The sequence below is a fragment of the Terrabacter sp. MAHUQ-38 genome (assembly GCF_014518425.1).
Lineage (GTDB): Bacteria > Actinomycetota > Actinomycetes > Actinomycetales > Dermatophilaceae > Terrabacter.
The window spans coordinates 213,430-235,335 of the sequence record NZ_JACVCU010000002.1 but is presented as its reverse complement, the minus strand read 5'-3'; the positions used below and the strand labels follow the sequence as shown (position 1 = coordinate 235,335).

Here is a 21,906-nt window from a genome sequence, read left to right as displayed (position 1 = left end):
CTCAGGTGAGATCATCCCAGCGCCCCATTCAACGCCTGGGAGTTGACTGGCCCCCTGGCGCCTCGCGCGGCCGGGGCCGGAAGCAGCCGAGCGGCTGAAGATCGACGCAGCTGCTCGGCCGCGCTTGCGATGGAAACGGCTGCTCCAACAGCGAGCGTTTTGGAGCACGGTCAGCTTGGCCACCGCAGGGTGAAGATGGCTGCCCTCGAAGGCCGCGGTCCCGCCTGCCCGCCATCAGCGAACGCATGTTCGCCGCGACAGCACCTCGGTCTCGCGGCGGGTGACGAGGGGGGCCAGATCGCCGTCGCCCCCCAGCCGCCCGCTGTTCGCCGACTCGTCGCACAAAGAACCGCTGTCGTCAGGGACGTGTGACTTGAATGGGAGGCCCAACGACCACACCGGAGGTTTACGTGGACTCGTCCATTTCCCGTCGCGGCATGCTGCGAGCAGGTGCATTCGCCAGCCTCGGTATAGCCGTCGCCGGCAGCATCGACGCCATCGCCGCCCCAGAGGCGAAGGCTCTCGCCCGCCGTACGGCTGGGTACGGCGCTCTCGTGCCCGACCCGGCCGGCATCCTCTCCCTGCCGCAGGGCTTCTCATACAAGGTGATCGCCAAGGCCGGCGAGACGCTCCTCGAGAGCGGCCAGCCGTCGCCGAGCGACCCGGACGGCGCGGCGGTGTTCGAGAGCCGCGACAACTGGGCCATGGTCCAGAACCACGAGATCGGTGGCAGCGAGACCTACGGCGTCCCCGCGCTCGAGGGCCTCACGTTCGACCCCGGTGCACGCGGTGGCACCACGACCATAGTCATGGACAAGAAGGGCAACCGCGTCTCGGAGTACGTCAGCATCGCCGGCACGCACAACAACTGCGCCGGCGGCCGGACCCCGTGGAACACCTGGATCACGTGCGAGGAGACCGAGCAGCGCAAGGGCGGCGCGCTCCTCGAAGACCATGGATGGTGCTTCGAGGTCGACGCGTTCGACCGCGACGCCAACCTTCATCCCGTGCCGCTGAAGTTCCTCGGCCGCTACGCCCACGAGGCCATCGCTCTCGACCCGGCCAACGGGACGATCTACCTCACCGAGGACGCGAATGGCCCGCACGGCCTGTACTACCGCTGGACGCCCCCGGCCGGCTTCGAGCCCGGCAAGGGTGCGCTCCGCGCGCTGGCTCTGTCCGAGGGCGGCGACACGGCGGGCACCTTGCAGGCGATGCTCTGCACCAAGGGCACCCGCGAGATCGCCGACCTGTCGGAGGCCACCCAGGTCGGCACGACGTACAAGGTCACGTGGGTGGACGTGCCTGACCCCCTCGCCACCACCACCTCGGTCCGCAAGCAGTTCGCGGCTGGACAGGTGACCGGCAGCCGCAAGCTCGAAGGCGCCTACTGGGGTGACGGCGGCGCCTACTTCGTCGCCAGCTTCGCCCGCGCCAGCGACGGCAGCAAGAACGAGCACGACGGCCAGGTCTGGTTCTACAACCCGAGCAACCAGACGGTGACTCTCAAGAGCATCTTCGGGGTCAACCCCGACCCGGCGGCGGACACGAACTACGACGGCCCCGACAACATCGCGCTTGACCCCAACGGCGGCCTGATCCTCGCCGAGGACGGCGAAGGCATCCAGCATCTCGTCGGCGTCACCACGGCCGGCGCGGCGTACGCGCTGGCACGCAACGACGTGAGCGAGATGGAGTTCGCCGGCCCGACCTTCACCCAGGACGGCGAGGTCCTGTTCGCCTGCATCCAGGGCGACGGCTACACCTTCGCGGTCACCGGACCGTGGAAGTAGTCCGATCCGGCGTGCGGTAGTTCGCCGCAGGGCCGTGCTCCGGTGACATGAGGTGGCCGGGAGACCTAGAGCGCCGACCCGGGGCCATGAGGCCTCGGGTCGGCGTTTGCACGTGGTCGACGGCCTGGTGTCGCGGTTCGAGGAAGCCTCAGCCGGCAGCGGATGCAGGCCCGCGGCAAGCTGAGCCGGAGTCCAGGAGTCGGCCTCGACGTGCTGGTTGAGGGCGCGGCTCGTGAGCGGCTTGAGCGAAGTGCTGGATTCATCGGCCGTTGGTTCATCTCCAGGTTGACGTCGGATGTGTGGGCGAGTTCGAGGGCAGCCCGACCACGTTGCTCCGGATCCCGTAGCGGTTCGGAGGGCCCGCCTCACAGATCCGACCGCAGAGCTTGACACCTCGTCGCGCGTCCGGCTCATGCATCTGCCGAGCCTGCACCCCCGTCCACCAGTCAGCGAGATTCGGGCCCAGCGCACCCGTCGACCGGTTGGCCAGCCCGACACCCAGCCCCTCGACCTGCCGCACCACGACAACGACCGACTCGCTTGCCGCGGGGGCCAGGGACCCGGGTGGGACGTTGACCAGACCCTCAGTGGCAGGCGGTGGTGCCGCTGTCGTTGTAGGTCTTGCCGGCCTCAGGGACGAACTGCCAGTCGTAGCTGTTGGAGTGCAGCGTGAGCTTCAGGACGCCGTAGGTGTCGCTGTTGCGGGCCTCGGAGTTCGGTTGGATGGTGCCGAAGGAATAGTGGCTGGCGCCGCCCATGCCGGCGACGAACTGCCGGATGCCGCGGTTCGTGTCCGCGCCGCCGGTCGGGTTCATCGGGGCGAAGCGCTCGTACTGGTGGTTGTGGCCGGTCACAACCACGTCGGCGTTGGAGTCATACAGCGCCTGGAATAGTGCCCGTTGGGAGGTGTCTGGGGCGTGGTTGGCGCCGGACGTGAACAGCGGCTTGTGCCAGTAGGCCAGGGTGCACGGTTTGGTGTTGTTCGCCAAGTCGCTACGCAACCAGGTCTCTTGGGCGGATCCGGCGCTGTGGGCGATCTCGGAGTTCAGCGAGACGATGTGCCAGTTGCCCAGGTCGTAGGAGTAGTACTCGTTGCCGGCGGCCTGGCCGCCGAAGAAGTAGCCGAAGTAGCCGGCCGCGCCCGCGCTGTGGTACTCGTGGTTGCCGGGCGCCGGCTTGGTGCGCGCCCTGAACTTCCCCCAGGTGGGGTTGTAATAGGTGCTGAACTCGGATGCCGTGCCACTGTCGTAAACGTTGTCGCCCATCGTGAACACGGTGCCGGAAATGCTGTTGATGAGCGCGGCCGTCGCCGAGTCACCGGTGCCGGAGTCCGAGATGTCACCGGCACCGACCAGGACCGGGTCCCCGGAGGGCGGCGCCGTCGAGGTGGTCGGACGCGGGGGTGGCGGTGGAGTGGTGGTCGCCAGCGGCGTGGTTGCCAGCGGGGGACTGGTTGTCGCCAGCGCCGTGGTGCCCGGTGGTGTGTCCGTTGCGATGACCAACTGGGGGGCGGTCGCGCCGGTCTCGCGCGAGTCGTAGTCCGCACCGTTGGTGCTTGTGGAGTAGCCGGCGATGCTGAGGGCGCCGCCCGGTGTGATCTTGCCGGTGACGTCGAGCTCGACCCAGGTGCTGCGGCCCACGGTCCCTAGCGTCCCGAGCAGTGCGCCGTCGATGGCCGGCTGGTGGTTGTAGGTCGGTCCGGTCTCGATCCAGGTGGTGTTGCTCGTCAGCTTGTAGGTCCCACCGATGGAGCTGGCGGCGCTCCCGGAGTCGTCTACATGCAGGCGCAGCTTGGCGCTGGTGATGGTGCCCGACACAGCGGACAGGTCGAACTTGAGGAACAGGTTCTTGACCTCAGACTTGTCTACGCCGAGCTGGGTCGAGGTGCCGAAGTTGGCGGTCGGGTGGAGGCTGTCGACGTACGTGTCGGCGCTCGGGATGAAGGTCATGGTGGCGGATAGGTCACTGGGCGCCACGACCCTGAGTAGCGCTGCGGCGGCGACGGACACGGAGACAGCGGCTCCGAGGGCCAGGAGGGCGTTGCGAGTACGGCGAGAGGTCACAGCGGATTGCCCTTCTCGTCACAGTGGTGGCCGGCTGGGGCGCGGGGGCGCACCGCAAGCTAGGAGCATTGACACTCTGCCTCACCAACGGGCCCGTAGGTCACCTCATCGCGACGCGCCCGGACGTATGAGTGCTCGCAGGGCGGCAGGACCTCCCCCGCGAAATCTGACACTCACCTCTCGAGTCTCATTCGGGCGCAGTCGCGCCCGTTCAGAGTCGTCCGTGCGCTTCGCTGCGACCGTGCCGCGACGCTCGGTATCCCGCCCTGAACGCCCGCCTGGCGCAGATGTCGTGGAGGTAAGGCAACTGAGCCGGTGGACCATTGACTCTGCTGTCCGGCCCGACGGGAGCACCACGAGACCCACCGCAGCCAATCGCGCAAACCACCGCAAGGCCTGCCATGAAGTGCAAATGAGGAGTTCCACGGACACCCCTTGGTTCCTCGCGCTCGGCCCCTGAGTGTGTTGGTACGTTCCGGCGATCCGGGTAACCAGCATCCGTGAGAACTGACGATCCGAGAGGGGTGCTGCGTGGAGTTCAGCGAGGGAGTGGAACTGGCGGGCAAGGTCATAGACACCGCCGGGGTGGCCGTCCTGGTCATCGGCGCGGTTGTCGCAGCCATTCGCGCAGCACAGGGCGCGCGAACACACCAGCCGGACGTGTACCGGCGGTTCCGACAACAGCTGGGCCGGTCCATTCTGCTCGGCCTGGAGCTGCTCGTCGCGGCTGACATCATCCGCACGGTCGCCGTCACACCGACGCTTGCCAGCGTGCTCGTCCTGTCACTCATCGTGGCCATCAGGACCTTCTTGAGCTTCTCCCTCGAGCTCGAGATCACCGGGCGCTGGCCGTGGCAGAAGACGCCGGTCGGTTCGGAGCCGAGCGAGGGCTAGGGGCAGTGCCACTACCTCCTCGCGCTTGGGCAACTTGGGCGACCGAGTCCACGCCTCCCGCGGCACCTGATGCCTGGCCACGGTCGGGAGATTCCCGGTCCGGTGGGTAAGCGCTCCGGTGGCGGCGCCGCCTAGACCCCTCCCACAAGGCGCGCCGGAGTGGCGCCGTCCGCCCTTCGGTTCAGCGCGCGCTCCCTGGGTAGGCATGCGGCGGCGGTGCCGCTGGCCGTGGCCTTCACACTCTGCGGGCTCGCGGCGCCGTCCACACGCCGAGCCCCACCCGGAGTCGCCCCCTCTCCGGCGGTGATGACGAGCGCGAAACCATGCCTCATGGCGTGGCGGTGGTCCCTCCACCTCCGTGAGTCTGCGTCCTTCGTCGCACCTTCGGTGCACACCTTGGCCAAGCGTGCCCGTGGGCACGACCAGGCTTCCGCAGGGTCGTGACGCGACATGAGGGCCTGTCGTCGGGCTGGAGCGGCCAACGCCCGAACGGGATACTTCGCCGGGTGTGCCGCGGCCGCGCGCGTGGCTTACAAACCCGGCAGCGAGAAGCTGGGCTGCGCAGGACGAGTAACCCGGCTCTGCAACGGGGGCCTCGCGTCGCGTGGCCGCACGTGCGTGCCTTGCTCAACGCGACGACGACATGGGACCGTGTCCGAAGTCTCAACATCGCATCGTGGCCGTGGAGCCTGTGGCGCGAGAAGCACAAGTCAGCGTGAACTTGTCAATGCCATGAAGTGAGCACGCAGAACCGCGCTCACACGCAGCTGACCGAGAAGGCTCGAGGACACCGTGGCTGATGCGGCGTCGGTGCCTCGCTCGCTGTCGCAGGAGTGGTCCGCGTGCACGATGACGCCGGCCCCCAGCGGCTGTAGTTCCCGGTCGATCCACTGGGACGCCTGTGACGCCAGCTGCGGCGGGGATTGTGGTTCTCGCGACAAGTAGCCCACCACCGCATCTGCTCCCGTGGTGGGCAGCAGCAGCTGGTTCGGGATGTAGCCCAGATGCACGACCCCCGACACGGGCATCATGTGCTCATCGCACAAGGCCCGGAACGTGATCCCCTTGCAGACGATGAGGTCCTGACAGCCGGCCTCATTCGGCAGCGCGTCGACGCTCAGTGGCTCTCGTATCACCATCCGAGCCAGGGCGCGCGCCAAGTGCGGCGGCGCGCGCCTGGCACTGCTTCGTCCCGTATCGGGAGGACCCCCACCGTTACTCCTACAGCACCCGGCTCGTGCCCCAGACGTGCGAGGCCGACGTGGTGGCGCTCCTCGTCGAGGTCAGGAGGCGGGCCAAGGAGCGGGTGGGCGACGAGGCGGCGTTCGACGCGGCCAGAACGCCGAGGTCGCGGCAGGGGCCGAGGAGTACTACCGGGCCATGGTTCGCGGGGACCGCAGCTCGTGGAACGTGCGGGACCACCACATGGCTGACACGGTCGACCGACTCACCGGCCACCTGGGGTCGACCTCGAAGGGCTTGGTCTGGGAGCACAACACCCATGTCGGTGACGCTCGTGCGACCGACATGGCCGGCGAGGGCATGGTCAACGTCGGCCAGCTGCTGCGGGAGCGCCATCATGACGTTGGCGTCTCCCTCGTCGGGTTCGCCGGTCACCGGGGTCAGGTGCTGGCAGGTGCAGGTTGGGGCGCGCCCGAGCAGGTCATGATCGTCCCGGCGGCCCGGGCCGGTTCGCACGAGGATCTCCTGCACGAGGCGCTCGGCGAGCCGGCTGTCCTGGTGTTCGGCGAGGACCGGGCCAGCCGGTGGCTCTCCAGCTGGGCCGGCCACCGGGCGATCGGCGTCGTCTACGACCCGGGCCGCGAGCGTGGCAACTACGTCCCGACCCGGATGGGCGGACGCTACGACGCACTCGTGTGGTTCGAGGACATGCAAGCCGTCAGGCCTTTGCACCATGAGGGTCGTCCCGTGGAGCCGGAGTACGAGACGGAGCCGACCGGCTTCTGAAGAGCGGTTTATCTCTTAGGTCGCTGCCCTACGGGGGGCAGAGGACTGACGCGTCGGGCCAGACCGACTACGTCTTGGCTCCAAGGCCCTGAAGCCCGCCCGGTGTCATGAATCCTGCGAGCTCTCCGGCGGAGCCCCACACAAACCCAGCGTCGCCAGACGGACGACTCGGGCGGGGAGAAGGACACGTGCTGGGAACGTTCGCGGCACCAGGACCCGTCCGCAGTGCCGCTACTCGGCTGGTGCGAACAACTGGAAGAACGTGGGGAAGGTGCCTAGCACGCCGAGGGCGATGAGCACGAGCGCCACCGTCAGGGCCGTGCGGGACTCGAACGCCCGGTCGCGGAAGATCACGTGCAGCACGACCCAGACGATGAGCCAGACGACCACCGCCCCAATCGTCTTGCCGGAGAGCGGACCTACCGGGTCGTAGACGTTCAGGAAGTCCCTGATGCCCGTCGACGCCTCGGCCAGGGTCGTGAGGACCCCGAGCGTGAGCGCGCCCACACCGCCGGCGAGGATCGCGGCTGAGACAGGCCCTTCGGGCTTCTGTGCTGCGTGGTACTCCTCGCCGAGCACGTCGGTGTGAGAGTTGGTTGCCATCAGAACTCCTAGGTGAGGGGTGCGGCCTTCGTGATGAGGGCCCCGAACAGGCCGGCCACCGCCGCGAACGTGAACGCCAGCACGAAGAGTGCGATCGTGGTCCTGCGCACCCTGTCGTGGCGGGCCAGGCCGGTGCCGTAGTAGATGACGATGAACGCGACGACGGTGGCGAGAATGGGGCTCATCCAGGCGATGTGCTCCTTCCACTCCATGCCGAAGTGATGCCAGTCCTGCAGCTCAGGATCGGCCAGCAGGATCGACCTCGGGCTGCCCGGCGTCCGCTCCCGATACCACGGGTAGACGACCCATGTGCCGGTCAGGACGGTGCCCCAGGCCGCGACGGCCATGGCAACGACACCAATTCGGGCGCGATGGAGCCGGTCGTGCACGCCGACAGGGGACAACAGGTTGGGCCGGAGGCTGTACAACGCCTCCAGACCTCCGGCGAATCCCAACAGAAAAAGCGCACCCAGGACCATGCCGTGGATCAGGGTCCACGTCTCGCGACTGGTCAGGTTCATCCCGGCAACCTCCTTCTCCGGCGAGTCTGACAGCGAGGGGAGGTGGCAACTAGGGACCTTCGGCCCGGCCTCGGCGACGCGCAGGCGAGGGCCGGCCGCGGACCCCATTCGTGCGTCGTCAGACCGCAAGGACTGCGGGCGTCGGGGCGCAGTGGCCCTCGCGCGAACACGGCAACCCGGCGTAGGGCCTCTCGTGGTCCTGTGCCAGACGTGCCATCGGTGGGCTCGGCTGGTCCGCGGCAGGCTGCTCGGCTCGGTGAGCCAAGACGTCCTCACGCGAGCGCACTGCCCCGTGGCCGTCGTCCGTTCAGGCCACGCCGAGTCATGACGCCTGCGACTCGTTGTCGGCAGAAGACTCGGCAGAAGAAGCGGGACCAACTGCCCTGTTTGGCCGTCGATCGGAGGAGCGATCGTGGAGTGCACGTTCCTGTGGAGCTGGAGGACCCTGGACCACGAGAAGATCGCCGAGGCTGGCATCGTGGTAGGCATCGACACGTCCCGCGAGAGCAGTCTCGCTCTTGAGTGGGCGGCTCACGAGGCCGCCCGTCGACACGTTCCCTTACAGATCCTGCATGCATACTCCCCGGACCATCCCGTCGCCGGCGCCGCATTCGCGGGAACCGCGCTGCCCCCCACTCTCACCGAGGCGACGGAGTCAGTGGCGCAGCGCGCATGCGCCGTTGCCGCCACGACGGCCCAGACCTTGCACCCCGACCTCGTCATCACGACCAGGCCGGAGCCCTCCACGCCCGCTGGAGCGCTCGTTGAGGCTTCGCGAACGGCAGGCATGGTCGTGCTGGGAGCGCGTGGCCTCGGCGCCGTGAGGAGCATCCTCCTCGGGTCGGTCTCGATCCACGTCGCGGCTCATGCGCACTGCCCTGTCGTCGTGGTCCGCGAGGCTGCCACGCGCACACTTCCTGACCCGAGAGTCATAGTCGGAGTCGACGGATACCACTCCACGGGTGCGGTCAGGTTCGCCTTCGAGCAGGCCGCGATGCGCGACCTCGGACTCACCGTGGTCCACACGTGGCAGCTCGACGGTGTCGAGGCGGCAGACGTTTCCAATGCGCGGGCCGTGGACCGTGAGGTGTTGGACCTGCAGGAACGAGCGCTGCTGTCCGAGTCCATCGCGGGGTTCCGGGAGGAGTTTCCCACCGTCGATGTTCGCCGGCATGTGGTCCAACGGCACCCCGTCGAGGAGCTTGTACGTCTGAGCGAGAACGCGTGCCTGCTGGTCGTCGGAACTCGTGGACGCGGGTCTCTCGCGGGGCTGGTCGAGGGTTCTGTGTCACAGGGGGTCTTGCGCAGAGCCCTTGTCCTGTCGCCGTTATCCACCCTCTGACGAACGCGCCGGTGGAGGCCGGCGGTCGTACCGACCTCCACCTCTCCGCTGCCCCCGATGCATGAGGAACAGGATCGACCGCGAGTGCGATGGGGCGGCTCGACGGCATGGGGCGACTGGTCGAGGCCGTCGCCACATCCGTGTAGTGGTCGTAACCACGAAGCTCCATCTCCGACTCCGTCGCTGTCGGCGAGGAGCGGTCGCACGAGATGGAGTTGGGGCCGTGAGCGCTCCCTCGGCCCTTGCGGTGTCGAGGCCGGTCAGCCCAGGTGCGCGGCGTCGATGGCGGCCTGCAGGCTCTGCTTGTACGCCTCGCTCGTGTAGGTCGCCCCGCTGACGACGTCGATCTGAGCGGACTGCGCCGACAGCGCCTCGCGGCGCAGGATCGGCTCGGCCCCCGCGCTGATGGACACCGACGTCCCGGAGCTGTCGGTGAGGTGGAGCGCGGTGACACGGGTGATCCGCCTGCCCGTGTAGCCCACGCGGACCTGGACCGTTCCGTACTGTGTGTCGACCGGTGGGCCGTCGACGTGACCCGACCGTGGCGCAGCGGTGGGCGTCACCGTGGAGGCGGCTCGCGACGGAGTCGACCGCATGCTCCCGCTCTTGGCCCTGCTCGAGGAGCGTCCCGCGAGTTGCTCGCCGGTATTCGTCCCGAGAAGGCGCGTATCTCCTGCGACGGCACGCAGGCCCGCGCCCGGTGGTCGCACAGGGCTGAGACCGACAAGCCACGCCGCGCCGATAGCGGCCGTGCTGGCGAGCGTCATGACGGTGGCGGTCGCTTTCCTCACCAGCTGAACCTTTCGTCGTGGATGTGTGCCCGCGGGATGCCGGCCTCGCTCAGCGTGCGATGTGCGAGTCGCATCCAGCCGGTCGGTCCGCAGATGTACGCCTCGTGCGCCGCCAGCCCGGGGACGGCCGCTGCGAGTCGCCTCACGTCGGCGTCGGTACCCGGCTCGGCCTGCGCGGCCGGTTCGACCGGATGCCAGGCCTCAGGAAGCCACGAGCCGGGGACGGGCGGGCCGAGGAGGAGCAGGAGCCGGTGCCCGCCTGGCGCAACGAGGCGTTCGAGCTCCTCCCGCAGGGTCAGCTGCGACGCGTCGTTCGCCCGATAGACGACGGTGATGTCACCCGGGCGGACCTGCCCTCCCTCGACAAGCTCCTCGAGCAGGGCTCGGATCGGGGTGACCCCAATGCCTGCGGCGAGGAGGAGCACCCGGCTTCGCGTCCGGCCCTCGGTCGTGAACGCCCCGTACGGACCCTCGATCAGCACCGGAGTGCCGGGGCGCAGGTTGCGCAGTGCGCTGGAGTGGTCGCCCAGGTCACGCACCGTGATGCGCAGGTGCCGCCCGTCCGGGGCGGTCGACACCGACCACGGGTGAGCGCTGAGGAGCAGTCGGGGCGTGACGAAGCGCCAGCCGAAGTACTGCCCGGCCCGCACGGGCAGTCGGGCGAGGTGGCGACCGCGCACCCACACGGACCACACGTCCGGGCCCTCCGGAACGACACGGGTGACGCGCAGGCCGTGGCGCAGGCTGCGCAGCAGCGGCACCACGAAACGCCACCAGAGGACGCTCGCGGCAACGACGACGTAGAGCGTGATCCACCAGTCATGCACCCAGGCCGACCGCGTGAAGTCCGAGCCCAGGGAGAGCTGGTGGGGGATGGAAAGGACGACGGCGGCATACGCCGTGAGGTGAACGACGTGCCACCACTCGTAGGAGAGGCGGCGCCGTGCGATGCTCACGGACGTCGTGGCCACGACACACAGGAGCAACGTGGCGACCGAGGCGAAGAGAAGGTCGCTGCCGCTCGTGGCCAGCCGGAGCGACTCGATGACCGGGCCAGTGACCGGTCCGAGGTGGTCGCGCATGACGAACCCGGCGACGAGCGTCGAGACGTGGACGAGGACCAACGGCACCGTGATGCGGCCCAGGACGCGGTGCGCGACCAGGGCCCGATCCATCCCGTAGACGCGGTCGACCCAGGGGATTCGGGCGGCGAGGAGCAGCTCGATGAGGAGCAGGTCCATCGCGACGAGACCCGTGAGCCGGGACACGGCGATGAGGCTGGTGCTCGCCGCGCCGCTGACGATGTCGTGGCTGCCTCCGCCCGCGAGGTACTCGACGACGATCGCGACGAGGCTGATCACGGCGGCTGCTTCGAGCAGGTCACCTGTGCGAGCACGCCACTGGCGGAAACGCGCGCCGCGGCGCAGTGACGCGCGGACCGAGTCCGGCGTTCGGGGACGAACGGTGCGATGGGATGACAGGGCGTCGCTCACCCGGCCATCGTCGGAAAGGGATCTCAGAAACTTATGAGGCGTCTGGGAGATGGTGTGTCCATGACTGAGCAGGCACGTCGCCGACTTCTGCTGGTCGAGGACGACGCGGACCTCTCCGCCATGCTCGCCCAGGTCCTCGGGGAGGAGGGCTATGACGTCACCCGGGCGCGTGATGGCCAGGCCGGTCTTCACCAGGGCCTCACGGGAGAGTTCGACGTGCTCGTCCTCGACCGTGGCTTGCCGGGGGTGGAAGGCGTCGACCTGTTGGGTCGGCTTCGGTCCAGGGGAGTTGCCGCACCGGCGCTGGTGCTGACGGCACGTGGGGCGGTCGCCGACCGCGTCGAGGGACTTGACGCAGGTGCGCAGGACTACGTGATCAAGCCCTTCGACATCGATGAGCTGCTCGCCCGTCTCCGGGCGCTGCTTCGCCCGCTCGGCGCAGGGGCGGCCGAGGTTGCCGTCGGCTCGCGCCGCCTCGTCCTGGCCGAGCACCGGGTCGTGGGCGGTGAGGCGGGCGAGGTCCTGCTGTCCACCAAGGAGACGTTCCTGCTCGAGGTCCTGGCCCGCCACCCCTCCCGAGTCTTCACGAGGGACGAGCTGCTCGACCGCGTCTTCGACCACGCGGACACGCCGGGATCTGTCGACACGTACGTGTACTACCTGCGGCGCAAGCTCGGCAAGGACGTCATCGCGACGGTGCACGGCGTCGGCTATCGGTTGGGCGCCTCATGATGCCCGGCGACAAGGTCACCGGCGACCGGGACCTCGTTCGGCACGCAGCCCGGTCGACTGCACTCTGGGTGGCTCTGTCCACCGCGGTCGTCGTGCTCCTCGCCATCCTCGCGACGGGCGTCGTCTTCGACCGGCAGCAGTTCGGTGAGATCACGGACCGCACACGTACGGCAGCCGCCACGGCCGATGACGTGGTCGACGCGCCGCCGGGAATCTGGATCGTGGCCAGCCAGGCCGCGGGTCACGAGGCGAGCCAGAGCATGCCGAGCGAGCTCCTCGGCCCGACGCTCCAGGCGGCTGACGGGCCGGCGGGCGAGACCGGGCTTCGTGCGGGGGGTCGGGGCTATCCGGCGTGGGTGGCCCATCGCAACGGCACGACGTACGTCGCCGTGTACGACATCTCGCTGCACCACGCCGAGGAGGTGCGGCTGATCTGGTCCGCTGCTCTCGCCGGGGCCGCGGGGGTCATTCTCGCGGCGCTCATCGGTTGGCTGGCCGGCCGGCGGGCCGTACGACCTCTGGTCGACGCCTTGGACCTGCAGCGGCAGTTCGTTGCGGATGCCAGCCACGAGCTGCGTACGCCGCTCGCCGTCGTGAGCATGCGCGCCCAGCTGCTGAGGCGGCGCCTCGGTCCCGGGCTGACCCCTGAGCTCCGAGCCGAGGTCGACCGCCTCGTGGCTGACACCGGCGCCATGGGTGACGTGGTGGCGGACCTGCTCCTGTCCGCCCAGCTCGAGGCGTCGTCGGTCTCCACCGACTCCGTCGCGCTCCGGTGGCTCGCCCTCGACGTCGTCGAGTCGCTCGAGCCGTATGCCGCCGAGTCCGGTGTGCGTCTCGTCGCGCCTGACGCTGGTGCTGAGGTGGAGGTGCCCGGCGTGCAGACCGGTCTGCGGCGGGCCATCGTGGCTCTGGTCGACAACGCCATCTCCCACTCGCCGCAAGGTGCCGAGGTGGCAGTCGGGGTGGCTCATGACGAGGACGGGGCTCGAGTCGGTGTCATCGACCACGGGCCCGGGGTCGACCCCAGGGAGGTCGGCCGACTGACGCGGCGGTTCGCCCGATCCGCGGACGAGGGGAGCCGGCGGCGCGTCGGGCTCGGGCTGGCTCTCGTCACCCAGGTCGTGCGCTCACACGGGGGCCGGCTCGAGGTCGCCCACACCCCGGGCGGAGGAGCGACCTTCACCATCGTCCTGCCGTTCCGATGCGGGACGGGACCCGAGGGTGGACCCGTCACCAGGAAGGGATGAGCGCCCAGTTGTTGCGCTGACCCGGGACCTTCGTCCCTGCCTGCCGTGCGCGCGCCCGCGACAGGGTGGTACCAGGGACAGGAGGTTCGATCATGAAGGCGGCACCGGACATCATCGTGGGCTTCGACGGGAGTCCCGGGGCAGAATGCGCGGTCGAGTGGGCGGCCCACGAGGCCGACCGGCGCGGCGTGCGGTTACGGATCGTGACGGCGAAGCTCTACGTGCAGCTTCCGTTCGGCGGCGTCGGTGCGGGCGGCGTCCCGCCGCGCGACCCGTCGCAGTCTGCGAGCCGCGTTGTGGCCGACGGGCGCCTCCTGGCCGAGAAGATGCTCGAGGAGGCGCGCGTTGCGACGGTCACGATCTGGGGTCATCCGGCGGGCGCGCTGGTGGACCAGTCGCGCGACGCCTCACTGGTCGTGGTCGGGCATCCCGAACATGGCAAGGCGCGTGAGTACATCACGGGCTCCGTCGCCTTCGCGGTCGCGGCTCACGCCAAGTGCGACGTCGCCGTCGTGCCGCGGGGTGATCTGGTCGTGCCAGCGCCTGACCGTCCGGTGGTCGTCGGCACTGACGGCAGCCCAGGCGGCCTGGGGGCGGCTCGCCGGGCCGCAGCGGCTGCCTCTCAATGGGCTGCGCCGCTGCAGATCGTCGGTGCGTGGCAGCTGCCGAGCTTGACCGGGGCGTCCGGACCGGCGGGTGGCGTGGAGGTGCTACCCGACGAGATCGCGTTCTACGAGAAGGCTGCTCGCGAGTGGGTCGAGTCCACCGCTGCGGCGGTACGCGAGTCGTTCCCCGACGTGGCCGTGCGGACCAGTGTCATCGAGGCACACCCCGTAGTTGCCCTGCTCGACGCAGCCGAGCAGGCGGCCCTGCTGGTCGTGGGCACGCGTGGGCTCGGTGGCTTCAAGCGACTGCTGCTCGGTTCTGTCAGCCGGGCCGTCATCCACTACGCCGAGACGCCGGTCCTTGTCGTGCGCCAATGACGAGTCGCCAAGCCGGCTGGGAGCTGAGGCGGCGGGCGGCTGCCCGCCCAGCCGATTTCTTGAGACAGCCTGGGTCCCGCCGAGCTCTCCGATCGGTGGTTCAATCCCGATGTCTGGCGATCACCTCTCGGACGCCTACGCGGCGGCCGGTGATCAGCAGGCCACGCCGGTAGACGGTCGAGGCCAGCGAGATGACGCCGGCGGCGCTGAGGATCGCCAGCATCATGGAGAAGAGGAGCAGGAGTGGGCTGGCCTCCCCCGAGGCCCACAGGAAGGGCATGCCGATGGGGGATGTGAGCGGGAACACCGCGATGACGAGGCTCCACGGGCTCGTCGGGTCGTGCGTCGTCACCGTTATGGACACCATGTAGGCAGCGAGCATGATCATGACGATGGGCATCACCGCGCTGCTCACCTCGGTGACCTTGTTGACGAGTGCGCCGCACGCGGCGTACAGGAATGCATAGAGCCCGAAGCCGATCACGAACCACGCCAGTCCAAGAGCGATGTCGCCCGCAGCTACGGCCGGGAGGCCGAGGTCGTCGCGGACCCCTATGGCGACGAGCACGGGGGTCGCCAGGACAAGGATCTCGGCCAACGTCACCGTACCGACCGCCAGTACGGTGCCTGCGAGGATCTGGCTGGGGCGCAGGACGACCAGCAGCACTTCCGAGATGCGGCTTGCCTTTTCCTGCGCGACCGCGGTCGCGATCGCACTGCCACCGAACAGCAGCGCCATGTAGAGCGAGATGCCGACGGCGAACCCCACGGCGGCGCGCTTCTCGTCGGCCACCGGCGCAACCGTGACCTGCTTCGGCGGCTGGACGGACTGGAGGTCGGCCACCTGCCGCGGGGTGAGCCCCGCGCGGGTCAGCCGGTCTGCGACCTCGAGGCGCACGACGGCCTGGGCTACGACGACCGGGAAGGTGCCCGCGTCACCGGCAGCGACGTAGAGGATCTCGTCGGCCAGCCCGACCGTCGCGTCACCCGCCTGGACCGCCGCGCGCACCTCCTCGACGCCGCCGCGCGCCAGGTACTCGACCGTGAAGTCGCCCTTGACCTGTGCGGCATCCAAGGCCGCGACCAAGCTCGCCGGTGCCCTCCCGACGGTGGCCAGGGTGTAGGTCGTGACGCCACCGGCCAGCAGCTGAGGCAGGATCACCGCCGCTGCGGACGCAAGCAGCAGCAAGACCATGACGATCTTGAAGGTCTTCGAGCGCACATTCTCGACCAAACCCCGTTCCCAGACGAGACGCGTGCCCGACCACCAGGCGCGCATCACGACACCAGCTCTCGGTCCGGGCGCGCGTGGGCGGCATCGAGGAAGAGCTGAGACAGGGTGGGCAGGTCGAGGCCGAAGTCCGTGACACGGCTGGCGGCCCGGGCGGCGTCGAGCACGTCGAGCGGGTCGGTCCCCGGTGCGATGCCCAGACGTAGTTCGTCGGCTTGGTCGCTCACGACGTGGACCTCCGGGAAGGCTTGCAGCCAGGCTCGATCGGGGCGGTCCAGGTGGAGTCTCAGCTGCCGGCGGCCGGAGGAGGCTCGGAGCGTGGACACCTTGCCGAGTAGCACGAGTCGGCCGTGCTCGATCATCGCGATGTCCTCACACAGATCTTGGACGAGGTCGAGCTGGTGGCTTGAGAACAGCACCGTGCTCCCGGCGGCGGTCCGTTGCCGCAGGCTCTCCGACAGATCTGCCACAGCGACCGGGTCGAGGCCGGCGAACGGCTCGTCGAGCACGATGACCTCAGGGTCGTGTACGAGGGACGTGGCCAGCTGCAGTCGCTGCTGCAGGCCACCGGACAGCTTGTCGGTCCGGTCGTCCCACCGATCCGCAAGGTCCAGCTCGTCGAGGAGCTGCCGGGACTTCTGCTCTGCCACGCGTCGCGAGAGACCGTGCAGGCGCGCGAAGAAGACCGTCTGCTCGCCGACCTTCATGGCCGGGTACAGACCGCGCTCTTGGGGCATGTACCCCCAGGTGCGACGTGCGGCGTCTGTGACGGGCATTGCACGGAGCTGGACTGCGCCCTGCTGGGGTTGGAGCACGCCCAGCAGGATTCGGATCAGCGTGGTCTTTCCGGCGCCGTTGGGCCCGAGGAGGCCCGTCATCACGCCTGGGACGACGCCGAAGGAGACATGGTCGAGCGCGACCCGGTCGCCGAAGGCGTGACTGACATCGAGCACGTCGAGATCAGGGCGCGCATGCCGCGGACCCGCCGCTGTGCCCGCTCGGCCTGAACCAGGCCGACGATGAGGGCCATGACTGGCCATCGTTCCTCCATCTGCCACGACCCACTTTGGTGGGGGCGAGGTGCCCCCATCAGGGCCGAAGGTCCCTTCGCGGCTCTGGGCAACTGCGGTGAGTCGGACCGACACGCGGAGGCCCGGGTTCTGCACTCGCAAGGACTGGCCCCTCGTCGTCCGCGACGGTCAAGGACGGACCGCCGCGTGATCGGGTACGAGCGCGAAGGCGCTCTCCTCCTCCTGGCTGTTGTGCAGACGGCAGATCGCATAGAGCCCGTACAGCAGCCGCCGTAGCTCGATGATGTCCTCGGGGTCGACGTCGTGGCCGAGATCATCCACCAGGCGCCTCAGGCGGCCAACCTGGTGCACGATCTCGGCGTGCGTCCGGCTCAAGGCCGCGGTCGCGTCCGACCCGCCGAGGGCGCGAGCCACGATGGGAACCAGGAGCTCCTCGTCGGCATGCTCGTGGGGGACGAGCTCGGTCTCGAGCCTCGCGAGCAGGTCGCGGACCGCGGCCACGTCAGAACCGTGCGTCGACAGCGTGTCTGCCACGGTCCGGATCTGCTCGACCAGGGCCACCACGGCGTCATGTCCGGGACGCAGTCTCCGTGCGGTCGCGACATCCGCCGGGGACATCGTTATCGTGTGGATCCGGCCCGGCAGCACGCCACGCAGCGCGACACCGATGGCGAGCACGTCGATCGCCTCCTGCACGACCGCGCCGGCGGCCGGCGGCAGCCACCCGAACGCGGCGACACCCATCGCGAGGAGGGACAGCCCCATCCCCACGGCCGCCGCCTGGAAGGCAATGCGCCGGGCCCTCTGTGCCACGAGGATCGCATCGGCCATCGGGTCGACGCGGTCGACGGTGAGGACGATGTCTGCCGCTTCCGACGACGCGGTCGACCCCCGCGAGGCGAGCGCCACGCCGACCCCGGCGGCGGCCAGGGCGGGCGCGTCGTTCACCCCGTCCCCGACCATGATCGTCACGACGGGCGCGCCAGCACGCCGGTGGCCGGTCTGGCGGCCAGAGGTCCGCAGACCCGCGCCGGTCCCTGCGGTCACCAGGCCCTCGGAGGACTCGCCCCCGGCCGCCCATCCGTCCGCCTCTGCCCTGATCGCCGCCAGCTTCGCCCCTGGGTCGCACTCGGCGAGAACAGCATCCACGCCCACGACTCGTCCGACGGACTGCGCCACGTCGGCCCGGTCCCCCGTGACCAGCACGACTCGCTCGATGCCTGCCTCGCGCAGGGCCCGGACCATGCGCGGGGCATCGGGACGGATGGGGTCCTCCAGGAGGAACGCGCCTGCCGGTATGCCGTCCACGGCGGCGTACACCGTGAGCGAACCGTCCAGATCGCCCCGACGCCGGACTCGTCGCACCCACGCCGGTTGCTGACCGGTGACGATCCACGATGCCTTGCCGAGCCGGACCTCGCGGTCGCCGACGCGGCCGCGCAGACCGTAGCCGTGCTCCTCCACCACGTCGCGAGGTGCGTCGAGCGCGAGCCCGCGTGTCCTGGCTGCAGTGACGATGGCGCTGGCCAGGACGTGCGGCGAAACCTGGTCGAGCGACGCCGCGAGCCGCAGCAGCTCGTCGGCGTCCACACCTGTCGCACCCTCGGCAGGGCCCGCGACGGTGACGATCGAGGCGAGCGTCGGCCGTCCCTTCGTCAGGGTCCCCGTCTTGTCGAAGAGGACGACCCGTCCAGCAGCGAGACGCTCCAGGGCGCCCCCTCCCTTGACCACGACACCCAGCTGAGCGGTGCGCGACAGGCCGGACATGATCGCCACCGGAACCGCGAGCAGCAGCGGGCACGGAGTGGCGACCACGAGCACCGCCACGGCACGGACGGGGTCGCTGCTCGCCAACCAGGCAGAGGCAGCCACGCCGATGGTCAGGGGCACGAACAGCACGGCGATGCGGTCGGCGACCCTGACGAACGGAGCCGACGCGGCCTGAGCCTGCTCGACGAGGCGGACGATGGCGGCATACGTCGACTCGGCGGCCTCCGCTGTCGCGACGACCTCGGTCTGTGACCCCGCGTTGACGACGCCGCTTCGAACGTCGTCGCCGGCGGGGCGCTCGACCGGCATGGGTTCGCCGGTGAGTGCCGACTCGTCGAACGTGCCCGTCAGGACGAGTCGCCCGTCGACGGGCACGACCTCGCCCGACGCGACGACGAGCCGGTCCCCCCGCCGCACCTGCTCGACAGGGATGTCGGTGATGCCGTCCTCGGTTCGACGGCGGGCTCGACGGGGGGCTCGTGCAACCAGCACGCTGAGCTCGCGTCGTGCGCGACGTGCGGCTCTGGCCTCGAGCAGCTGCCCGGTGGCCAGCATGACCGCGACCATCGTCCCCGCGAAGGGCTCGTCGACCCACAGGGCACCAGCCAGGGCGAGCACGGCGATGACGTCGACGGTCGGCTGCCGATCGCGCACGGCACGCGCCGTGGTCGCGACCGAGACCACCAGTCCGAGAACGCAGCCTGTCACCCACAGGCCATGAGCGAGACCTTGGGCGCGCGCGAACTGTGCGACGATGCCCGCGACGAGGAGCGCGGCCGAGGTCGCGAAGAAGGCGAGTGGGAGGCGGTCCCGCAGCCAGCTCACACTCGATCATGACAACGTGCGCGGCGAGGCCGCCGGGCCGAAGGTCCCGCGCGCGACGCCGCAGAGGACACGAGGACCGGAAAGTATGACTTCTCCGCTTCTCGCGTCGTTCGTAGCGGTGACAGGTCAACGGTCCACCTGCTTGGCGAAAGGGCGGCGTCAGGTCGGAGAGCTCGGTGGTGACGTCGAGCCAAGGGGTCAGAGCGTGGGCACGGTCCACTACGTTCGCGACGACCGTCGGTTTTATGGCGGCGCCCCCGGGCGGAGTCCGTCGAGGCGCCGGCTCGGCGGGAATCTACGGGCGTGCAGGATGTGAAGTGGCAGGTTGCGGCGGGTGGTCTCTTCGATCGCCCAGGGCAGCGCGGCCCGGCTCGCGTGGGCCCGTCATCGACACCGATGACGACGGGCTGCCATACCGGTGTCACGGAAGTCGCTCCTGCGCCCGGTCATCGCTGCCGGAGGACGGCTCGCGCCTGGAGGAGGGCTGTCGCGTCGATCTCACCGCGCGCGTAGCGCAGCTCGAGCGCGGCCTCGGCCTCGGAATGCGGTTCGACTCGCTCATCTGGCGTCGTAGGTTGGTGCTCCCGTGGCACCGCGAAGGCGACGACGACCGCTACGACGCCGACGACCAGCAGCAGGCCAACGACCCAGACGAGAACCATCACCGCGCTGCCCGACCCCATGTATCCCCAGTCCATCACCGGGACCACCTCATCTCATCGGTCCTGCGCCAAGGCTGTCCGCTGGCCGTCGTGATGCCCAGGGTCGAAGGTCCTCCGGATCTGAGGCTCGAGCAGTAGGTCGACCACGTTCTATCCTCCGTGGCAGCGGTCAGGACTCGGGCCCGAGCCGAGCAGCTCGGGCCCTCGGCGTCCGCCTGCTACTTCAGGACGGGGTACTTCTGGACGAGGTGCAACCGCTCCCACGCGCGGCCGAGACCGAAGGTCTTGCCGGCGTTCGCCAGGAGGAGCATGACCAGGACCAGCGCGTAGACCAGGTGGTCATCCATGAACGGGTTGTTGTCGGGCCAGAGCGCTGCACTCCACATCATCACCAGCATGACGACGCCGGCGACGGTTGCGATCCGCATGGCGATGCCGAGGACGAGAGCGATGCCGATGCCGGCAAGACCGAGCATGAACATCCAGTTCGCCCAGCTTGCGCCGGCGAAGCTCTGGTAGAAGTCGGCCAACGGGCCCTTGGTGCCGAACTTGAGGAAACCCAGCGTGGGGGAGCCCTCGTTGATCCAGGCAGCCGGACCGAACCTGTCGACCGCGCCCGTCTCGGCGTCGCGCCCGGTGGCGAAGCCAAGGGCTAGAAGCTTGTCCAGGAATGCCCACAGGAAGACCCAGCCCAGAGCCAGCCGCGTAGCGGCAGCGACATACCTGAAGGCCGGGCGGGTCTGGATGTCCGGCCGGTCGGCGGCTGCAAAGTCCTGTCCGGCGCGTGTTCTCTTGCTGGTGACGGTGCTCATGGTGGTCTCCAATTGTCGGAATCGGTGATGCAAGGATTCATGCGCTCGGCGCGTCTGCGTCAGGGACCAAGGGCCCTGCATCTGCGCTGAGTGGCACCACGTGCACAGCGCATCGGGCATGAGCGAGGCAGTACGCCGCGACCGGCTCGGGGCGGGCGTCTGGATGTGGCCGGTCCGCTCCCACGACCAACCGGATCGCGGCGCGACTTCGCTCGACGAGCACCTTGACGGGGTCACCAGTGGGCGCCTCGAACGCGGCCTGGACCCGCGGTTGGCCATGCAGTGCTCGCAGGACGTTGCTGAACATCGCGGACTCCACCTCGGCGCGCGGGTCGCCCGTCAGCTTGTCGGGGAGCACGTGGACGAATCGCACGCGCCCACGTAGCTGCCGCGCGATGCTCACCGCAGCAGTCGCGACGTCACCAGCAGAGCCGTCGTTCACAATCCCTGCGACGACCTCGGGGATGGCTGTCCCTAGGTGGACGACGGCCGCGCGGTGACTTCTTCTCATTCCCCCAGCATGGGTTGGCGCCGTCATGGTGTCCGGGCCCAAGGTCCCCTTCGCGGGGGCCGCGGAGCTGGGTCCTCGGCCGACAGATCAGCGTCGGGGGCACGGGCAGGTCGAACCGCTTATCGCCGGCTCGAACTCCACGGCCTCCGGGCCGGGCTTTCCTGGAAGCATGGGAAGCCCGACACTTAAGCCGCCGACCTCAGCAACCGAGCTCGGCCAGCAGCGCGCGGCCCCAGGCACTTCACATACGCACCCAGCATGTCCTTTCCCCGGCCGCAGACCCGGCCACGGGCGGGGTCCACGCGGCCGAGGTTTCGCGACCCGGGGGTACGCGCCGCAAGCATCCATGTCGAGACGCCCGGCACACCTGTCGAGCTCATGGGCACGCTGCGCACATCTTGTTGGCGTCATTGGCGTACGACAAGTACCGGCGTCCTGGCGGAGTGGATGACGGCCCGGCTGACGGAACCGAGCAGCGGTCGCTTGAAGCCACCGAGCCCCCGCGTGCCCACGACCAGGAGGCCCGCCTGCTCGTTGCCGTGATGCGGACCGCCGCCCGGGGTTTCCTCTGCAGTACGGCTGTTCGGCTGAGGCGAAGAGTTGCAAGAAGGTGGGGAAGGTCCACGTCTCGCGG

Annotated in this window: 19 protein-coding genes and 1 pseudogene; 8 read left to right on the top strand and 12 right to left on the bottom strand. The window is 69.4% G+C overall.

What is annotated here, in order from left to right:
• Positions 1-437: 437 nt before the first annotated feature.
• Positions 438-1,793: an alkaline phosphatase PhoX gene (locus H9I49_RS08045; RefSeq protein WP_188029843.1), complete on the top strand. Its 1,356-nt coding sequence runs from the start codon at positions 438-440 to the stop codon at positions 1,791-1,793.
• A 584-nt stretch (positions 1,794-2,377) separates the two neighbouring features.
• On the opposite strand, the gene H9I49_RS08040 is transcribed toward H9I49_RS08045, so the two are convergent.
• Positions 2,378-3,742: a DNRLRE domain-containing protein gene (locus H9I49_RS08040; RefSeq protein WP_188029842.1), complete on the bottom strand. Its 1,365-nt coding sequence runs from the start codon at positions 3,740-3,742 to the stop codon at positions 2,378-2,380.
• A 645-nt stretch (positions 3,743-4,387) separates the two neighbouring features.
• On the opposite strand from H9I49_RS08040, the gene H9I49_RS08035 reads away from it, so the two are divergent.
• A complete protein-coding gene (locus H9I49_RS08035) occupies positions 4,388-4,750 on the top strand; it encodes a DUF1622 domain-containing protein (RefSeq protein ID WP_188029841.1) in 363 nt (120 codons plus the stop codon).
• Between the two features lie 710 nt (positions 4,751-5,460).
• Here H9I49_RS08035 and H9I49_RS08030 read toward each other — a convergent pair.
• Entirely contained in the window at positions 5,461-5,889 is a 429-nt protein-coding gene (locus H9I49_RS08030) for a GTP cyclohydrolase I (protein WP_188029840.1), read from the bottom strand.
• Positions 5,890-6,130: 241 nt separating this feature from the next.
• On the opposite strand from H9I49_RS08030, the gene H9I49_RS08025 reads away from it, so the two are divergent.
• Positions 6,131-6,718: an erythromycin esterase family protein gene (locus tag H9I49_RS08025; protein WP_188029839.1), complete on the top strand. Its 588-nt coding sequence runs from the start codon at positions 6,131-6,133 to the stop codon at positions 6,716-6,718.
• Positions 6,719-6,949: 231 nt separating this feature from the next.
• On the opposite strand, the gene H9I49_RS08020 is transcribed toward H9I49_RS08025, so the two are convergent.
• Together H9I49_RS08020 and H9I49_RS08015 are read right to left on the bottom strand one after the other, a co-directional pair.
• Positions 6,950-7,321, bottom strand: a complete 372-nt coding sequence (locus tag H9I49_RS08020) for a hypothetical protein (RefSeq protein WP_188029838.1) — start codon at positions 7,319-7,321, stop codon at positions 6,950-6,952.
• An 8-nt stretch (positions 7,322-7,329) separates the two neighbouring features.
• Positions 7,330-7,842 carry a hypothetical protein gene (locus H9I49_RS08015; RefSeq protein WP_188029837.1) on the bottom strand — a complete coding sequence of 171 codons (513 nt, stop codon included), beginning with the start codon at positions 7,840-7,842 and terminating at the stop codon, positions 7,330-7,332.
• Between H9I49_RS08015 and H9I49_RS24385 the strand changes: the two genes are divergently transcribed.
• A complete protein-coding gene (locus H9I49_RS24385) occupies positions 7,799-8,170 on the top strand; it encodes a universal stress protein (protein ID WP_370587482.1) in 372 nt (123 codons plus the stop codon). The two genes, H9I49_RS08015 and H9I49_RS24385, sit on opposite strands and share 44 nt — an antisense overlap.
• Positions 8,171-8,254: 84 nt before the next feature.
• Positions 8,255-9,184 carry a universal stress protein gene (locus H9I49_RS08005; protein WP_188029835.1) on the top strand — a complete coding sequence of 310 codons (930 nt, stop codon included), beginning with the start codon at positions 8,255-8,257 and terminating at the stop codon, positions 9,182-9,184.
• Between the two features lie 260 nt (positions 9,185-9,444).
• On the opposite strand, the gene H9I49_RS08000 is transcribed toward H9I49_RS08005, so the two are convergent.
• Together H9I49_RS08000 and H9I49_RS07995 are read right to left on the bottom strand one after the other, a co-directional pair.
• Positions 9,445-9,780: an FMN-binding protein gene (locus H9I49_RS08000; protein WP_255523787.1), complete on the bottom strand. Its 336-nt coding sequence runs from the start codon at positions 9,778-9,780 to the stop codon at positions 9,445-9,447.
• A 191-nt stretch (positions 9,781-9,971) separates the two neighbouring features.
• Positions 9,972-11,336 (bottom strand): ferric reductase-like transmembrane domain-containing protein, encoded by a 1,365-nt coding sequence (locus tag H9I49_RS07995; protein WP_370587481.1) that lies wholly within the window; start codon positions 11,334-11,336, stop codon positions 9,972-9,974.
• Positions 11,337-11,528: 192 nt separating this feature from the next.
• Here H9I49_RS07995 and H9I49_RS07990 point away from each other — a divergent pair, with 192 nt between their 5' ends.
• From H9I49_RS07990 to H9I49_RS07980, 3 genes are all read left to right on the top strand, one after another.
• Positions 11,529-12,200: a response regulator transcription factor gene (locus tag H9I49_RS07990; protein WP_188029833.1), complete on the top strand. Its 672-nt coding sequence runs from the start codon at positions 11,529-11,531 to the stop codon at positions 12,198-12,200.
• A gap of 68 nt (positions 12,201-12,268) precedes the next feature.
• A complete protein-coding gene (locus H9I49_RS07985; protein WP_370587480.1) occupies positions 12,269-13,447 on the top strand; it encodes a sensor histidine kinase in 1,179 nt (392 codons plus the stop codon).
• Between the two features lie 92 nt (positions 13,448-13,539).
• A complete protein-coding gene (locus H9I49_RS07980) occupies positions 13,540-14,430 on the top strand; it encodes a universal stress protein (protein WP_188029831.1) in 891 nt (296 codons plus the stop codon).
• Between the two features lie 100 nt (positions 14,431-14,530).
• Here the strand turns inward: H9I49_RS07980 and H9I49_RS07975 are convergent, their stop codons facing one another.
• From H9I49_RS07975 to H9I49_RS07950, 6 genes and pseudogenes are all read right to left on the bottom strand, one after another.
• On the bottom strand, positions 14,531-15,652 hold the full coding sequence (locus H9I49_RS07975) for an ABC transporter permease (RefSeq protein WP_188029830.1): 1,122 nt from the start codon (positions 15,650-15,652) through the stop codon (positions 14,531-14,533).
• A gap of 56 nt (positions 15,653-15,708) precedes the next feature.
• A complete protein-coding gene (locus H9I49_RS07970; RefSeq protein ID WP_188029829.1) occupies positions 15,709-16,614 on the bottom strand; it encodes an ATP-binding cassette domain-containing protein in 906 nt (301 codons plus the stop codon).
• Between the two features lie 246 nt (positions 16,615-16,860).
• The gene (locus H9I49_RS07965) at positions 16,861-19,287 is read right to left on the bottom strand and encodes a heavy metal translocating P-type ATPase (RefSeq protein WP_188029828.1); all 2,427 of its coding nucleotides are present in this window, start codon (positions 19,285-19,287) and stop codon (positions 16,861-16,863) included.
• Positions 19,288-19,733: 446 nt separating this feature from the next.
• Positions 19,734-19,988: a hypothetical protein gene (locus H9I49_RS07960; RefSeq protein ID WP_188029827.1), complete on the bottom strand. Its 255-nt coding sequence runs from the start codon at positions 19,986-19,988 to the stop codon at positions 19,734-19,736.
• Between the two features lie 179 nt (positions 19,989-20,167).
• Positions 20,168-20,761: a DoxX family membrane protein gene (locus H9I49_RS07955; protein ID WP_188029826.1), complete on the bottom strand. Its 594-nt coding sequence runs from the start codon at positions 20,759-20,761 to the stop codon at positions 20,168-20,170.
• Positions 20,762-21,679: 918 nt separating this feature from the next.
• Positions 21,680-21,796, bottom strand: a pseudogene (locus H9I49_RS07950) (universal stress protein); the annotation flags it as partial.
• Positions 21,797-21,906 lie beyond the last annotated feature (110 nt).